General features: G+C 57.3%; 18 protein-coding genes. 11 read left to right on the top strand and 7 right to left on the bottom strand.

What is annotated here, in order from left to right; all coding sequences use genetic code 11:
- The first annotated feature begins 1 nt into the window (after position 1).
- From GH722_09070 to GH722_09045, 6 genes are all read left to right on the top strand, one after another.
- A complete protein-coding gene (locus GH722_09070; protein ID MRG71921.1) occupies positions 2-658 on the top strand; it encodes an ABC transporter permease subunit in 657 nt (218 codons plus the stop codon).
- On the top strand, positions 655-1383 hold the full coding sequence (locus GH722_09065; GenBank protein ID MRG71920.1) for an ATP-binding cassette domain-containing protein: 729 nt from the start codon (positions 655-657) through the stop codon (positions 1381-1383). Before GH722_09070 ends, GH722_09065 begins: the two co-directional genes overlap by 4 nt.
- A 134-nt stretch (positions 1384-1517) precedes the next feature.
- Positions 1518-2900, top strand: a complete 1383-nt coding sequence (locus tag GH722_09060) for a cytochrome ubiquinol oxidase subunit I (GenBank protein MRG71919.1) — start codon at positions 1518-1520, stop codon at positions 2898-2900.
- Between the two features lie 2 nt (positions 2901-2902).
- A complete protein-coding gene (gene cydB / locus GH722_09055; GenBank protein ID MRG71918.1) occupies positions 2903-3916 on the top strand; it encodes a cytochrome d ubiquinol oxidase subunit II in 1014 nt (337 codons plus the stop codon).
- A 333-nt stretch (positions 3917-4249) separates the two neighbouring features.
- Positions 4250-5644 carry a class II fumarate hydratase gene (gene fumC, locus GH722_09050; protein ID MRG71917.1) on the top strand — a complete coding sequence of 465 codons (1395 nt, stop codon included), beginning with the start codon at positions 4250-4252 and terminating at the stop codon, positions 5642-5644.
- A gap of 12 nt (positions 5645-5656) precedes the next feature.
- On the top strand, positions 5657-6292 hold the full coding sequence (locus tag GH722_09045) for a hypothetical protein (GenBank protein MRG71916.1): 636 nt from the start codon (positions 5657-5659) through the stop codon (positions 6290-6292).
- 2 nt (positions 6293-6294) lie between these two features.
- On the opposite strand, the gene GH722_09040 is transcribed toward GH722_09045, so the two are convergent.
- A complete protein-coding gene (locus tag GH722_09040) occupies positions 6295-7062 on the bottom strand; it encodes a TSUP family transporter (GenBank protein MRG71915.1) in 768 nt (255 codons plus the stop codon).
- Positions 7063-7131: 69 nt separating this feature from the next.
- Between GH722_09040 and GH722_09035 the strand changes: the two genes are divergently transcribed.
- Entirely contained in the window at positions 7132-7395 is a 264-nt protein-coding gene (locus GH722_09035; GenBank protein MRG71914.1) for a hypothetical protein, read from the top strand.
- Between the two features lie 4 nt (positions 7396-7399).
- On the opposite strand, the gene GH722_09030 is transcribed toward GH722_09035, so the two are convergent.
- The 4 genes from GH722_09030 to fabA all read right to left on the bottom strand — a co-directional run bounded on the left by GH722_09030 (position 7400) and on the right by fabA (position 10633).
- A complete protein-coding gene (locus tag GH722_09030) occupies positions 7400-7990 on the bottom strand; it encodes a DJ-1/PfpI family protein (protein MRG71913.1) in 591 nt (196 codons plus the stop codon).
- A 26-nt stretch (positions 7991-8016) separates the two neighbouring features.
- Complete coding sequence (locus GH722_09025) at positions 8017-8799, bottom strand: SDR family oxidoreductase (GenBank protein ID MRG71912.1); 783 nt, start codon at positions 8797-8799, stop codon at positions 8017-8019.
- 95 nt (positions 8800-8894) lie between these two features.
- The gene (fabB, locus tag GH722_09020) at positions 8895-10118 is read right to left on the bottom strand and encodes a beta-ketoacyl-ACP synthase I (GenBank protein MRG71911.1); all 1224 of its coding nucleotides are present in this window, start codon (positions 10116-10118) and stop codon (positions 8895-8897) included.
- Positions 10118-10633, bottom strand: a complete 516-nt coding sequence (gene fabA / locus GH722_09015) for a 3-hydroxyacyl-[acyl-carrier-protein] dehydratase FabA (protein MRG71910.1) — start codon at positions 10631-10633, stop codon at positions 10118-10120. Before fabA ends, fabB begins: the two co-directional genes overlap by 1 nt.
- Positions 10634-10836: 203 nt before the next feature.
- Between fabA and GH722_09010 the strand changes: the two genes are divergently transcribed.
- The 4 genes from GH722_09010 (at position 10837) to GH722_08995 (ending at position 13870) form a co-directional block, all read left to right on the top strand.
- Complete coding sequence (locus GH722_09010) at positions 10837-11250, top strand: transcriptional repressor (protein MRG71909.1); 414 nt, start codon at positions 10837-10839, stop codon at positions 11248-11250.
- 135 nt (positions 11251-11385) lie between these two features.
- On the top strand, positions 11386-11802 hold the full coding sequence (locus tag GH722_09005) for a rubrerythrin (protein ID MRG71908.1): 417 nt from the start codon (positions 11386-11388) through the stop codon (positions 11800-11802).
- A gap of 89 nt (positions 11803-11891) precedes the next feature.
- A complete protein-coding gene (locus GH722_09000) occupies positions 11892-13235 on the top strand; it encodes a glycerol-3-phosphate dehydrogenase (protein ID MRG71907.1) in 1344 nt (447 codons plus the stop codon).
- A 41-nt stretch (positions 13236-13276) separates the two neighbouring features.
- Positions 13277-13870: a DUF3501 family protein gene (locus GH722_08995; protein ID MRG71906.1), complete on the top strand. Its 594-nt coding sequence runs from the start codon at positions 13277-13279 to the stop codon at positions 13868-13870.
- Positions 13871-13899: 29 nt separating this feature from the next.
- Here GH722_08995 and GH722_08990 read toward each other — a convergent pair whose 3' ends face one another.
- Both GH722_08990 and GH722_08985 read right to left on the bottom strand, forming a co-directional pair.
- Positions 13900-14661, bottom strand: coding sequence for a DnaJ domain-containing protein (locus GH722_08990; protein ID MRG71905.1), 762 nt, complete (start codon positions 14659-14661; stop codon positions 13900-13902).
- A 37-nt stretch (positions 14662-14698) separates the two neighbouring features.
- Complete coding sequence (locus GH722_08985) at positions 14699-15466, bottom strand: DUF3750 domain-containing protein (protein MRG71904.1); 768 nt, start codon at positions 15464-15466, stop codon at positions 14699-14701.
- Positions 15467-15552 lie beyond the last annotated feature (86 nt).

The following is a 15552-nucleotide window of genomic DNA, read 5'->3' as shown; positions in this document are numbered from 1 at the left end:
GATGGGTGATTTTGATTTTGGTGTCATTATCCAGTCACTGCCGTTTCTCGGCGAGGGCATGCTGCTCAGCCTCTGGCTGACTTTCCTGGCGATCATTGGCGGTATTGTACTGGGTACTCTGCTGGCACTGGCCCGACTGTCCGGCATTGCGCCACTGTCGATGCTGGCTGCCGGATATGTTAATCTGATCCGCTCCGTACCACTGCTGCTGGTGCTGTTCTGGTTCTATTTTCTGGTACCGCTGGCGCTCGGACGACCGATCGGAAGCTTCTATTCCGCCCTGATCGCCTTCGTCATGTTCGAGGCAGCCTATTACTCGGAAATCATGAGGGCCGGTATTCAGAGCGTCCGGCGCGGCCAGGTGCAGGCCGGTCAGTCAACCGGGATGAACTACTGGCAGATTCAGCGTTATGTGGTTCTGCCGCAGGCCTTCCGGAACATGGTCCCGATTCTGGTCAGTCAGGGCATCATCCTGTTTCAGGATACGTCGCTTGTCTATGTGGTCAGCCTGCAGGACTTCATGACCTCCTCCTCCATTGTCGCCAAGACCGAAGGCCGGCTGGTTGAAATGTATGTCTTTGCCGCCTTCGTCTATTTTGTAATTTGTCTGACCGGCTCAATTTATGTCAGACGCCTGAAGGAACGGATTTCCGTATGATCAAGATTGACAGCATCAGCAAATGGTATGGTGATTTTCAGGTTCTGACCGATTGCTCGACCAGCGTTCAGCAGAAAGAAGTAGTTGTTGTCTGCGGCCCGTCAGGCTCCGGCAAATCCACCCTGATCAAATGCGTCAATGGTCTGGAACCGGTTCAGAAAGGCACGATCACGGTTGAAGGCCAGGTCGTGACCGACAAGGCAACCGACCTGACCGCCTTGCGGTCGCGTATCGGCATGGTGTTCCAGCATTTCGAACTCTATCCACATATGTCCGTCCGGGAAAATCTCTGTCTGGCGCAGGAAAAGGTCTTAAAGCGCAGCCGGGACGAAGCCGTTGAACGGGCTGAAAGCCTGCTGAACCGGGTTGGCCTGATTGATCATATCGACAAATATCCGGGCAATCTGTCCGGCGGGCAGCAACAGCGTGTCGCCATCGCCCGCTCGCTCGCCATGGATCCCATCGTCATGCTGTTTGACGAGCCTACATCAGCCCTTGATCCGGAAATGATCAACGAGGTGCTGGATGTAATGGTGGAACTGGCGACGGAAGGGATGACGATGATGGTGGTGACCCATGAAATGGGCTTTGCCAAGAAAGTCGCCGACCGTGTGGTCTTCATGGATGAAGGCATCATCATCGAAGACCGCCCGACCGAAGATTTTTTTGGCAATCCGGAAAGTGACCGGGCAAAGGACTTCCTGTCAAAAATCCTCAACCACTAGACTTGTACTCCCGCTTTATCCTCAGCATGTGAATACACGCAGGTCAGCCATGCAGCCCGCGCGGAAGAATTCACATGAAAAATCCGGTAATTAATAGTAGATATTGACCGGTCCAGTGAGGAATGGAAGCTCTGATGGAACTCGACGCACTCATACTCTCCCGTATCCAGTTCGCAGCGACGATTGCCTTCCATATCCTGTTTCCGTCTTTCACCATCGGTCTTGCCAACTGGCTGATGGTCCTCGAATGGCGCTGGCTGAAAACCCGCGATGACACCTGGCGACGATTGTTCGACTTCTGGTCGAAGGTGTTTGCCGTTTCCTTCGGCATGGGCGTCGTCTCCGGTGTCGTCATGAGTTACCAGTTCGGCACCAACTGGAGTGGCCTGACCGCCGCCGCCGGAAATATTCTGGGCCCTCTGCTGGGTTATGAAGTTCTCACCGCGTTTTTTCTCGAAGCCGGATTCCTCGGCATCATGCTGTTCGGGTGGGACCGGGTCGGCGAAAAGCTGCATTTCACGGCTACCTGCATGGTGGCCATCGGTACCCTGATCTCAACTTTCTGGATCATCTCCGCCAACAGCTGGATGCAGACGCCGACGGGCCATGATCTGGTTGATGGTGTGTTCATTCCTGCCGACTGGTGGGCGATCATCTTCAACCCGTCTTTCCCGCTCCGGCTGGCCCATATGGTAACCGCCGCCTTCCTGACCACTGCCTTCACCATTGCCGGTATCTCCGCCTGGTATGTCTGGCGTGGTGATATCGGCACCGGCGCCCGGCGGACCTTCGCGATGGCTGTCCTGTTCGCCGGCCTTGTCGCGCCGGTGCAGATCATCATCGGTGACTTTCACGGCCTTGATGTGAAGGAATACCAGCCCGCAAAGCTGGCGGCGATGGAAGGCCACTGGGACAGCGATGAAAGCCCGGTGCCGCTGCGTCTGTTCGCAATCCCCGACGCCCAAGCCGAGAAAAATCATTTTGAAATTGCCATCCCCTATCTCGGCAGCCTGATCCTTGACCACAGCCTGGATGGCAAGATTACGGGTCTGAAAGATTTTGACGCCGCCGACCGCCCGCCCGTCGGTATCGTGTTCTGGAGCTTCCGTATCATGGTCGCCGCCGGGTTGCTGATGGCATTGGTCGGGCTGATCGGGCTGTTCCTGATGTGGCGCGGGAAACTGGCAACAACCCGGCCCTATCTTGCCGTCTGCATGGCCATGACGCCGATTGGCTTCATCGCCGTGCTGGCCGGATGGGTGACAACCGAGGTCGGTCGGCAGCCCTATGTAATCTACGGACTGCTGCGCACTGCCGATGCCGTATCTCCGGTCAGCGCAGGCAGCGTTGCCTTTTCCCTTACCGCCTTCATGATTGTCTACACCATCGTGTTCGGAGCCGGGACCTGGTACATCCTGAAGCTGTTGCGCAAGGGACCTGTCAAAGCAGAAGCCGAAAATGCGGCATATGTCCGTGAAAAGGGTCCGGTTGCCTCTCTTACAGAAGGGGGACACTGATCATGGAGTTCCTGCATGACCTGCTGCCGCTGATTTATACCGGTATCATCGCCTTCGGTATTCTGATGTATGTCTGGATGGACGGGTTTGATCTGGGTGTCGGTATCCTGTTCAACGCGGCCCCGACTGAAGCCGATCGTGATCTGCTGATGAATTCCATCGCACCGGTCTGGGATGGCAATGAAACCTGGCTGGTGCTGGGCGGGGGTGCCCTGCTGGTCGCCTTCCCGATGGCCTATTCCATCATCATGCCCGCACTCTACCTGCCCTTCACCGTCATGCTGCTTGGCCTGATCTTCCGGGGGGTGGCCTTTGAATTCCGGTTCAAGGCGGAACGAGGACGCCGGTTCTGGAATCTGGCCTTCGGCATCGGCTCACTGGTTGCCGCTGTCTCGCAGGGGATTGTTCTGGGGGCCTATCTCGACGGCATCACCGTCGTGAACGGGGTTTTCGCCGGCGGTTCCTTTGACTGGCTGACACCTTTCTCCATCCTTACCGGCTGTGCCGTGGCCTGCGGTTATGCCCTGCTGGGGGCTACATGGACGGCCATGAAAACCGAAGGGGCACTGCGCGACTGGGCGTTCGGACTGGCTGACCGCATGTGTATCGGCGTCCTGTTCTTCATGGTCGCTGTCAGCATCGGCACCGCTTATCTCAGCGACGAGATAGCCGGGCGCTGGTTCAGCTGGCCGAATATCGGATGGCTCGCTCCGGTTCCGGTGATTACGGCACTGGTTGCGCTGCTGCTGTTCCGGGCGGTTCGGCAACGTGACGAGATAGCCCCGTTCGTTCTGACCCTCATCCTGTTTCTTCTCGGCTTCATCGGTCTCGGTGTCAGCCTGTGGCCCGCCATCATTCCGCCGGGCATCACGATCTGGCAGGCAACCGGAGACCCGGGATCACAAACCTTCCTGCTGGTCGGCGTTGTCGTGCTGGTGCCCTGTATCCTCGGTTACACAGCCATGACCTACTGGATTTTCCGCGGCAAGGTGAAAGCCGATGGCGGATACCACTAAAACCGGCAAACCCCCTCGCCGATGGCTCTGGTTCATCGGCCTGTGGGCAGCGGGTGTTCTCGCTGTCGCTGCCCTGTCCTATGGTCTGCGCTGGCTGATCCTCGGATAGCATCCTTCGAGACGCGCTTGCAGCGCTCCTCAGGATGAGGTCCGTTGCGTAGAAGTCCTCATCCTGAGGAGGCGCCACCCGCCGTCTCGAAGGATGGCGTCGATGCACAGACTTCATGACTCACTGATTCCGTAAAAACGACCATTCCCGCACCATCATTTATGGCCTGTTCACCGCTTCCGCGTTAGAGAAGAGGCAACAAAGATCATCTGGAGGAACAGGACATGAGTGACGTTCGGGTTGAATCGGATTCGATGGGTGACATTGATGTCCCGTCGAATGCCTACTGGGGAGCACAAACCCAGCGCTCCATCGAGAATTTCCGCATCGGTGAAGAAAAGATGCCGCTGGCTCTGATCCATGCCTTCGGAATTCAGAAGAAAGCTGCCGCGAAGAGCAACATGGCGCTCGGCAAGCTGGATGAAAAGCTCGGGACTGCGATCTGTGCTGCCGCCGACGAGGTCATCGCCGGCGAACTGGATGCGCATTTCCCGCTCAGTGTCTGGCAGACCGGTTCCGGCACCCAGACCAACATGAACCTGAATGAAGTCATCGCCAATCGTGCCAATGAAATTCTGGGTGGCGAGCGCGGCGGAAAGTCCCCGGTTCATCCGAACGATCATGTGAATATGAGCCAGTCATCAAATGACAGCTTCCCGACGGCCATGCATATCGCTCTGGGGATCGAGGTCAGCCAGACGCTGATGCCTGATCTGGAGACCATGCATCAGGTGCTGGAGACCAAGACCGAGGAATTCACGCATATCGTGAAAATCGGCCGTACCCATTTGCAGGATGCCACGCCGCTGACACTGGGGCAGGAATTTTCCGGCTATACCATGCAGGTTTCCGAGAACGTCAAACGCCTTGAGAAAAGCCTTACCCAGATTTATCAGCTGGTTCAGGGTGGCACCGCAGTCGGCACCGGACTGAATGCACCGAAAGGCTTCGACAAAGTGTTCTGCGAACAGGTTGCGGGCATGACCGGACTGCCGTTCGTACCGGTCGCCAACAAGTTTTATGCGATGGGCAGCCACGATGCGATGACCAATCTGTCGGGCAAGCTGAACACCATCGCGGTTACCATGACCAAGATCGCCAATGATATCCGGCTGCTCGGTTCCGGCCCCCGGTCCGGACTGGGCGAGCTGTCGCTGCCCGAGAACGAGCCGGGTTCCTCAATCATGCCCGGCAAGGTCAACCCGACCCAGGCTGAAGCCGTGACCATGGTGGCGGCCAAGGTGATGGGCAACCACACCACAGTCACTTTTGCCTGTGCTTCCGGCCATCTGGAACTCAACGTGTTCAAGCCGGTAATCGCCTATTGCCTGTTGCAGTCGACCCGTCTGCTGTCCGATGTCATTCGCAGCTTCACGGATAACTGCCTGACCGGCCTGAAGGCAAATGAGGCGCGGATAAAGGAACTGGTCGACAATTCGCTGATGCTGGTCACCGCCCTGAACCCGCATATCGGATATGACAACGCAGCAAAGATTGCCAAGAAAGCCCATAGCGAAGGATCCACCCTGCGGGAAGCGGCACTGGCCACAGGTCTGGTCACGGCCGAGCAGTTCGATGAGTGGGTCGACCCGGCCAAGATGGTTCAGCAGCCGGACTGACGGAAAACAGCAATGTTGTCCGACCCCGCGCTGCTGACGGGCTTTATCCTGACCATAACGGCGATCGTCGTCTCGCCGGGGCCGGACAACATGCTGATCATCCGCAATGCACTGATCTCGGGCCGGGGCGTCGGTATGGCGACAGTTGCCGGCGTTCAGACCGGCATTGTCGGGCATACCCTGCTGGCGGCCCTCGGTGTGTCTGTTGTCATTGCCTCCTCCCCGATTATGTTCCGGACAGTCGCCATCTGCGGAGCGACCTATCTCGGCTGGCTGGGCCTGCGGGCGTTCCGGGCAAGCGGCAATCTGACGATGGGCAGGGGCGCCCATGTCACCGCCCTGACAGGATTCAGAGATGCCACCATAACCAATCTGCTGAATCCAAAGGTCATCATTACCTTTCTGGCGATGTTCCCGAACTTTCTTGACGTGTCAGCCGGCAATATCCCGCTACAGCTCACGGTCATGGCGCTGCTGATGCTGGTCATTAACGGTCTGTGGCAGATTATTCTGGTTCTCGCGGCTGATCAGGCCCGCCAGTGGCTGACCCGCCCAGAGGTTCAGCGCGGTATCAATTATGTGACGGGAACCGTGTTCATTGCCTTTGCCTGCCTGATGCTGTGGGAACATCTGCTGTCGGTGGCGTAAGTCTACACAATCTGGCCATACAGGTAATAACAGCCAAGCAGAGCCCCGCAGGTAATCACCACCGCACGCAGCAGGCGCACCGGGACCTTCCGTGCACCCAGCACACCAATCCAGCCACCCAGTATACTGGCCACCGTGATCACCCCCGCTTCATGCCAGGCGATGACATCTTCCAGCAAAAACAGAACAATCGCCCCGAACTGGATGAAGATGGAAAACAGGTTCTTGCAGGCATTGGCGGTGCGATAATCGTCACCAAACACGAAAACCAGCGCCGCCAGCATGATGATCCCCATACCGGCACCGAAGAATCCGCCATAGGTCGAGGTAACGAACTGGATGGCGAGCACCATCAGCGTCGCTGTCGCCACCGAATAGCGTGCCCGGAACCGGATTGATATCTTTGCCAGCCGCGGTCCGAGCGCAAACAGGGCAGTCGCCATGAACAGCAGCCACGGTACCATCGCCGCAAACCGGACATCCCCGGCGCGCAGCACCAGCCAGGCGCCAAGACCACCGCCGATCAGACTGATGAGCATCAGGTTCCGAAGCGGCACATCCGTTGACTGGATAAGCCGCCGGTCTGTCAGCACGCTGGCAACACTGCCGGGAACCACGGCAATGGCGCTGGTCGCATTGGCCGCAACCGGTGACACACCAACGGCCAGCAGCGCCGAAAATGTAAAGAAGGTTCCGCCGCCGGCAATTGAATTTATACTGCCTGCGACAAAGCCGGCGAGCGCCAGCAGCGCCCCATCCGTTAATGACATTTTCCACCCGGTATTTTTTAAGGCAGTATTTTTGACCTATCCGGAGAAGGCAAGGAGGATCGCCGGACCATGAAGGAAGCGCCACCCACGCCTGATGATGAATTTCTGCGCAAACGGTCCGTCGTCATCGCCGGTCATGCAACCAGCATATCGCTGGAGGATATTTTCTGGCATCTGCTGAAGGATCTGGCTGAACAGCGGGAGCAGTCGCTGGCCTCACTGATTACCGAGATTGATTCACAACGCCGGGTAAATCTCTCCAGCGCGCTTCGTGTCTTTGTGCTGAAATCGGTACTGGCTGATAAGCAGGGCGAGCGGGAAGACCGCCTGTGATCGTTCAGGTCAGACCGGTATAGGGCGGGGCCGGGTCATATTGCATCTGATGCTGGACCTTGCGGGCAAAGTCCGGACCGAACAGCTCGCCTACCAGCCAGAGCGCCATATCAATCCCGGCGGAAACCCCTTCCGAAGTCAGCAGATTGCCGTCCCTGACATAGCGATAACCGGAGAGCACTTCCCCGGCCAGTCCCTGATCTTTTGCCTGCTGGATACGTCCGTGATGGGTCGTGATCCGCTTGCCCTGCGCCGGACCTGCGGCGGCCAGAACAAGAGAGCCGGAACAGACCGATGTCACCCAGTTGCATCCCGGTGCCACTTTCGCGATCCAGTCCAGCGTCGGCCTGTCATCCAGCAGCGGGTTAACGCCCTGCCCACCCGGAACCAGAATAATGTCCGGCTGCGGGCATGTCTCAAACGACCAGTCTGTCTCGAACCGCAACCCCTTGGCGCTGGTGATCGTGCCGCCAGTCGCCGAAACAATAGACGGTTCCAGAATACCACCCAGCTTGGCAGCAACCCCGATGACTTCCCAGGGGCCGAACAGATCGAGATCTTCGACATTCTCGAATGCGTGAAAGACAAATTTCATGTCAGCCCCACCGGCTAAACAGGTGATCAGTCTGCGGGATGATCGGGTTTTGCCATACCGACAACATTGAATCCGCAATCCACATACATGGTTTCACCGGTCACGCCGCTGGACAGCGGGCTGAGCAGATAGAAACCGGAATTGCCGACCTCATCGAGTGTCACCGCGCGGCGAATCGGGCTGCGTTCTGCCGTCTTTTTATAGACATACCGCGCATCAGCGATAGCAGAACCGGCAAGAGTGCGCATCGGACCAGCAGAAAGCGCATTAACCCGCACGCCGTCGCCACCCAGATCAACCGCCAGATAACGCACGCTGGCTTCAAGTGCTGCTTTTGCCACACCCATGACATTATAGTTCGGCATCACCTTCTCGGCACCGAGATAGGTCAGCGTCAGCAGGGAACCGCCTTCATTCATCATCGGTTTTGCAAGACGCGCCACCTCCGTGAAGCTGAAGCAGCTGATATGCATGGTGCGCAGAAAATTTCCGCGGGTCGTATCGAGATAACGCCCCTGAAGTTCCGACTTGTCGGAATAGGCAATGGCATGCAGGACAAAATCAATGCTGTCCCATTGCTTGCCAACCGCTTCGAAGACGTTTTCCAGGCTCGCTGAATCCGAGACATCACAGGGCAGGACAATGTCGGAACCGACACTCTCCGCCAGCGGTGAGACCCGTTTGCGAAGGTTTTCATTCTGATAGGTGAAGGCAAGCTCTGCGCCATGTTTCGACAGGGCATTGGCAATGCCCCATGCAATGGAATGATCATTCGCGACGCCCATAATAAGGCCCCGCTTGCCCGCCATGACCGGTTTCAGCCCATCCATATTGTTCTACCCGATGGTTGTGTCCACCGGCCTCTCTTTCCTGCCTTCCCGGGATTATTCTTCATCGACGTCGATCAGGCCTCGTACCGCTTGAAAACGAGCGAGGCATTGGTTCCCCCGAACCCGAAGCTGTTCGACATCACGCAATTGATGCCAGCCTTGTCCTGCATCTCCGTGATGATCGGCATACCTTCTGCCCCCTCATCCAGTTCTTCCACATTGGCAGAAGCCGCAATGAAATCATTATCCAGCATCAGCAGCGAATAAATCGCCTCATGTACACCCGTGGCCCCCAGTGAATGGCCCGTGAGTGACTTGGTCGAGGAGATCGCCGGAATACGATTGCTCTCGCCAAAGGTGGCGCGAATGGCTTCCAGTTCCTTGGTGTCGCCGACCGGGGTCGAGGTACCATGGGTGTTGATGTAATCAACCGGCGCTCCGGCCGTCGACATCGCCAGCTTCATGCAGCGGGCCGCACCCTCACCGGACGGCTGAACCATGTCATAACCATCAGATGTCGCACCGTAACCGACGATTTCGCCATAAATCTTCGCACCACGCGCCAGCGCATGCTCCAGTTCCTCGACAACCACCGTGCCACCGCCACCGGCGATCACAAAACCATCGCGGTTCTTGTCATAGGGACGCGAAGCGCGGGTCGGCGTGTCATTGTAATTCGATGACAAGGCAGGCATCGCATCGAACAGAACGGTCATCGTCCAGTCCAGTTCCTCGCCACCACCGGCGAAAACGATATCCTGTTTGCCCATCTGGATCATCTCGTAGGCATTACCGATGCAATGTGCACTGGTGGAGCAGGCCGAGGTGATCGAGTAATTCACGCCCTTGATCTTGAACGGGGTCGCCAGCGTTGCCGAATTGGTGCTCGACATGGTCCGGGGGACCATGAACGGCCCAACCTTGCGCGGACCACGCTCACGGGTCGTGTCAAAAGCTGCGAGCAGGTTCTTGGTCGACGGCCCGCCCGATCCCATGATCAGACCGGTACGTTCGTTTGATACGTCGCTGTCTTCCAGCCCGGCATCGGCAATCGACTGCTGCATGGCGAGATAATTGTAGGCAGCGCCATCACCCATGAAACGGCGCTGCTTGCGATCAAGACGTTCGTCCAGATCGATCTGCGGCGCGCCATGGACGTGACTGCGCATACCAAGTTCTGCATATTCCGGGCAGAAAACAATGCCCGAGCGACCGGTTTTGAGGGAATCAAGCACCTCACCACAATCGTTACCGATCGGCGAGACGATACCCATGCCGGTAATGACGGCGCGTTTCATCAGGTAGTCTCCGGTTGTTGGAACAGGCCGACCTTCATGTCCTTGATCTCATAGATGGTTTCCCCATCCGCTTTCACCACACCATCGGCAATGCCCATGACCAGGCGGCGCATGATGACCCGTTTGAGATCAATATGATAGGTAACCTTCTTCACGGTTTCGAGGACCTGGCCGGTAAATTTTACTTCACCGACACCGAGCGCACGTCCGCGCCCCGGTGCCTGCATCCAGCCGAGAAAGAAACCGACAAGCTGCCACATCGCATCCAGACCCAGACATCCCGGCATGACCGGGTCGCCCTCAAAGTGGCATTTGAAAAACCACAGGTCAGGCGTGACATCGAGTTCAGCGACAATTTCGCCCTTCCCGTATGCGCCACCTTCCGAGGAAATGTGAGTGATGCGGTCAAACATCAGCATGGGCGGCAGCGGGAGCTGGGCGTTTCCCGGCCCGAACAGGCGACCATGCCCACATTCCAGCAGTTCTTCGTAACTAAAGCTGTTCTGTTGTTCCAACGTGTTGCCCCGTTGCTATCTTGCGAATACTGCCACATCCATAAAGCACCGGATGGCACGGTGCAATCACGGGTGACGCTATGAAAAACCTTCGCTATGGCTTGGCAAATCTTTCGAATCGTTCTAATTTTCATTAACGGCTCTCTTGTGCCCCATCAGCATGACACCATATGAGACCTGACAGTGACTGGATTGTTTAAGACATGACACGACCATTTCAGAAAGTTTGCGAGCAACTGCGGGACGCCGGGCTCCGCCCGACACGGCAGCGTATGGCGCTGGGTAAGCTGTTGCTTGAAGGCGACGATCGCCACGTAACTGCCGAGCAGCTTCATCAGGAAGTTGTTGGCAGTGGCGTGCAGGTATCCCTTGCGACGGTCTACAATACCCTGAACCAGTTCACCGGCGCCGGTCTGCTGAAAGAGATTGTGGTTGAGTCCGGTCGTTCTTATTTCGATACCAACATCAACGCCCATCATCACTTTTTCTGTGAGAGCACGGGCAGCCTGCTGGATATCGACGCCGAAAGCATTCCTCTCGGCACCATCCCGACACCACCCGCAGGAACGGAAATTGCCGGTGTCGAGGTAATCGTGCGTCTGCGGGCAACAAAATAGTTTAGAACTATTCTAATTTATTGACACCCGCGTCACGACCTCCCATAACTATCAGGTCACACAGCAGTGATACCATCCTGACCTTCCGGACCGGTTGGTCGGATGTTCTGTTAACTGATTTTGGGAGAGGCAATCATGTCCCTAGCTGGCTCGAAGACCGAAGATAACCTGAAAGCTGCTTTTGCTGGCGAAAGCCAGGCTAACCGTCGCTACCTCTATTTCGCTCAGAAGGCGGATGTTGAAGGCTACAACGACACGTCTGCCCTGTTCCGCTCCACTGCGGAAGGCGAAACCGGCCATGCTTTTGGTCACCTCGAATTTCTTGAAGAAACAGGTGATCCGGCAACCGGTGAGCCGATCGGCAGCACCGAAGCCAACCTGAAGTCCGCTGTTGCGGGTGAAACCCATGAATACACCGATATGTATCCGGGCATGGCACGCACCGCGCGCGAAGAAGGTTTCGACGAAATCGCAGATTGGTTCGAAACCCTCGCAAAGGCTGAAAAGAGCCACGCCGGCCGCTTCCAGAAAGCGCTCACCGAGCTCGGCTGATAGCGAAAACCGACGCTGCCGGCAGTCGGCTGGCAGCGTCGGTCTTTATCGTTATGTAAGATATTTCAGATTCAGGCAGGAGAGGCATCATGCAGGAAGGTAATCTGGACGCGCCGGTTCGGCACCCCATTGACTGGAACAACCCGGATTTCTGGGACGAATCGAAGCTTGAGGCAGAACTGGAACGGGCGTTCGATATCTGCCATGGCTGTCGGCGCTGTTTCAATCTCTGCGATTCTTTCCCCCGCCTGTTCGACCTGGTCGATGAAAGTTCAACCGGCGAAGTCGATGGCGTTGCAAAGGACGATTACAAATCCGTCGTCGATGCCTGCACGCTTTGCGATCTCTGCTTCATGGTGAAATGCCCCTACGTTCCACCCCATGAATTCAATCTCGATTTTCCGCATCTCATGCTCCGGCATCGTGCCGTCGAGCTGAAGAAGGGCGGCCAGCCTTTCATGGAAAAGCAGGTCAAGGAAACCGACCGCAATGGTAAGCTGGGTGGCGCTGTTGCCGGACTGACCAACTGGGCAACCGACCGCAAGAACGGCCTGACCCGTCCGGTCATGGAAGGCGTCGCCGGTATCGACCGCAACGCAGACCTGCCGAAATGCACGGGCCGCACCCTTGTCGGCCGGGCAAAATCGAACCCGCCGCAGGTCAATAAAGATGCCCCCGGATATGGCCGCAAGGCGGTGCTCTATGCCACCTGCTTCAGCAACTACAACAACCCTGAAATCGGCGAGGCCGCACTGAACGTGATGGCAAAGAACGGCGTCGAGACCGAGGTTGTCTATCCGCGCTGCTGTGGCATGCCGCAACTGGAAAGCGGCGATATCGAGCGCGTTGCCGAACATGCGAAAAGCGTGGTGAAGGAGCTGCTGCCCTATGTGGAGAAAGGCTACGACATCGTTGCCCCGATCCCCAGCTGCGCCCTGATGATGAAATTTGAATGGCCGTTGATTCTGCCCGAGAATGAAGACATCGCGAAACTGTCGAAAGCGACCTTCGATATCACCGAATTCGTTGTCGACATGAACAAGAAGAGCGGACTGGCTGAAGGTCTGCAACCTCTTGATGGCGGTGTGACCATGCATATCAGCTGCCACAGCCGGGCCCAGAACATGGGCGCGAAGGCAACCGAGATGCTGCGTCTCATTCCGGAAGCCGACCTCGCGGTGATTGAGCGTTGTTCCGGTCATGGCGGCGCCTGGGGTGTGATGAAGGACAACTTCGAAACAGCCCTGAAAATTGGCAAGCCGGTTGCCCGCACCGCGCTGAAGAACAACAAGAAATATGTTGCCAGCGAATGCCCGCTGGCCGGTGCCCATATCCTCCAGGGAATGGAAGCCATACGGAAAGATGAAGACCCGGCCGTGCCGGAACAGTCCGTCCATCCCATCCAGATTTTTGCCCGCGCCTATGGCCTTTAAGCCGGCGCCAGGGGCAACACACAGACGACAAGGAGCCTGAAATGATGGTCAAGAAGATTGAGATTACCCAAGACGACATCATGTCGATGAGCGAGTACGGTCCGCTTCGCAAGGACAAGCGCCGGGAAATGGCCGCCCACAAGAAACAGCGTCGTCTTGAGCTGGGCCCCTTCGCCACCTTCTATTTCGAATCCTACGAGACGATGTGGCATCAGGTTCATGAAATGCTCTACATCGAAAAGGGGGGTGATGAGCAGCTCGCTGACGAACTGACGGCCTACAATCCGCTGATCCCCAAAGGCCGGAATCTGGTCTGCACCCTGATGTTCCAGATCGAAGACGAAACCCGCCGCCGCAATGCGCTGAAACGGCTGGGCTGGATCGAAGACATGATCACCCTCTCGTTTGACGGTGAAACCATCAAGGCCGAACCGGAACAGGATGTGGAGCGGACGACGCCGGAAGGCAAAACCTCTGCCGTGCATTTCCTGCATTTCCGGTTCACCGACGAACAGGCCGCAAAATTCAAGAATGAAGGCACCCAGGTGATTATCGGCACCTCACATGAGAACTACACTCATATGGCGGTGCTTCCCGAAGCCGTCCGGGCCGAACTGGCCCGCGACCTGCACTGAGCTGATCCCTGAACCGGCCTGACCTGATCTCAGTTCAGGCCGCGTTCTTTCTCGATGCGGTCCCAGGACGCATTGATGGTCGCCAGCTTTTCCGTGGCCTGATCAATAAATTCATCCGGCATCCCCTGAGCCACCAGCCGGTCAGGGTGATGATCCCGGACCAGTTTGCGATAGGCTGATTTCAGTTCGTCATCACTCATCTCGCGGGTAACGCCGAGCACCTTGTAGGGATCAGGAGCGTCATCAAGCCGGATATGGGTTGCGATGATCCGCTCAACCGAGGCATCCGGCAGATCAAATTGCAGGGCCACGCGTTCCAGAAAACGCTGTTCATCAGGATGCAGCACGCCGTCCGCCATGGCGATGACGCACAGTCCGGCCAGCAATTCCTCAAGAACCGCCTTGTTGTTGCGAAACAGCGCGCCAAGCTGCCGGGCATATGGTTCAAACCCGCCCGCATCCTTGCGGGCTTCATCAAACAGGCTGCCTACCTTTGCCGCATCTTCCGGTGCGACCCGAAAGATGCGCTTGAACGCATCAATCTCATCACGGGTGACCTGTCCGTCGGCCTTCGCCATCTTGGCGCACAGCACGATGACACCGACCGCGAATGCCTGCCGTTTCTGATCTTCAGTGACATGACCAAACGCAGGCGCCATACCGCCACCGCCGGTTTCGCCACCCCGCATCCGGTCATAAACATGACCGCCCGCCAGTCCAATGATCGCGCCGAGCGGTCCGCCAAGCGCCAGACCGGCTGCAACACCCACTACCTTGCCCCAAATGCTCATTGCGCATTAATGCCAAAGCAGGGAAGTGAGCGAAAGTCTATTCGGCAGGAACCTGAATTGGTTTCGTTGCCGGCCCCAGACGACCAACGCCCGGCAGCTTGATCGCCGGGTCCAGCGGATCAATCCCGAAGGTCAGGCCAAGCAGGTTGATCTCCAGCCCCTCCTCCTTTGCCGCGAGGACACCGAGGACTCCCAGAACGTTCAGCTGGAATCCGGTGCCGCTCGGTGCCGAAGCCACAATATTCGACGGAATCCAGTCCTTGCCGATGGCAGTTGATGGCAAATCCATCTTCAGGTCCGGTACTTCCCGGCCAATATGTGCAATGAAGGTATTCGAGTTAGGCCCCGGCCAGACCCGGTATTCATCCGGATAAGGATAGGTCTTCACCGCAGCCTCGATGTCATCAATGATCCGGTCAACACCCGGCCCCCGCAGATCGCGGAGCAATTCGGGGGCTGACCCGAACCAGCGGCCATCCGGCTCCCGGCCATTCACCGAGATCACAGACATGCCACGTCTGGCCCGCCAGCCGATCACTTCATAAACACGGTAACTGTCCGCACCTGTGCGCTTTGCCGCAATCCAGCTATGCACACCGAATGCACCGCGCCAGGACCATGCGCGTGCGGCGAACACCTGCACAACAGCTTCCTGCGTTGTTGCGGGGTCCGGTGACTGATCGGTGGATTCACGACTGGCCGTCTGCCAGCTACGCGACATGTCGGCAAGCCCCGACGTCACGGCGACCAGTGGCCCAGCAGCCAGCACAGCCAGCAGCACCAGAGTTCGTACGATCCATTTCATTCTGTTCCTGCCATCTGTGGGTCGTCGGAGCTGTAATAATACAGATTGTCCGCCAGCCGATGATTGCAAGGCTGCTTGCAGGTCTT

The sequence above is a fragment of the Alphaproteobacteria bacterium HT1-32 genome, from assembly GCA_009649675.1.
Classification (GTDB): Bacteria; Pseudomonadota; Alphaproteobacteria; order Rhodospirillales; family HT1-32; genus HT1-32.
Note: the sequence above shows the minus strand (reverse complement) of the source record. Positions and strands in the feature narration are given on the sequence as shown.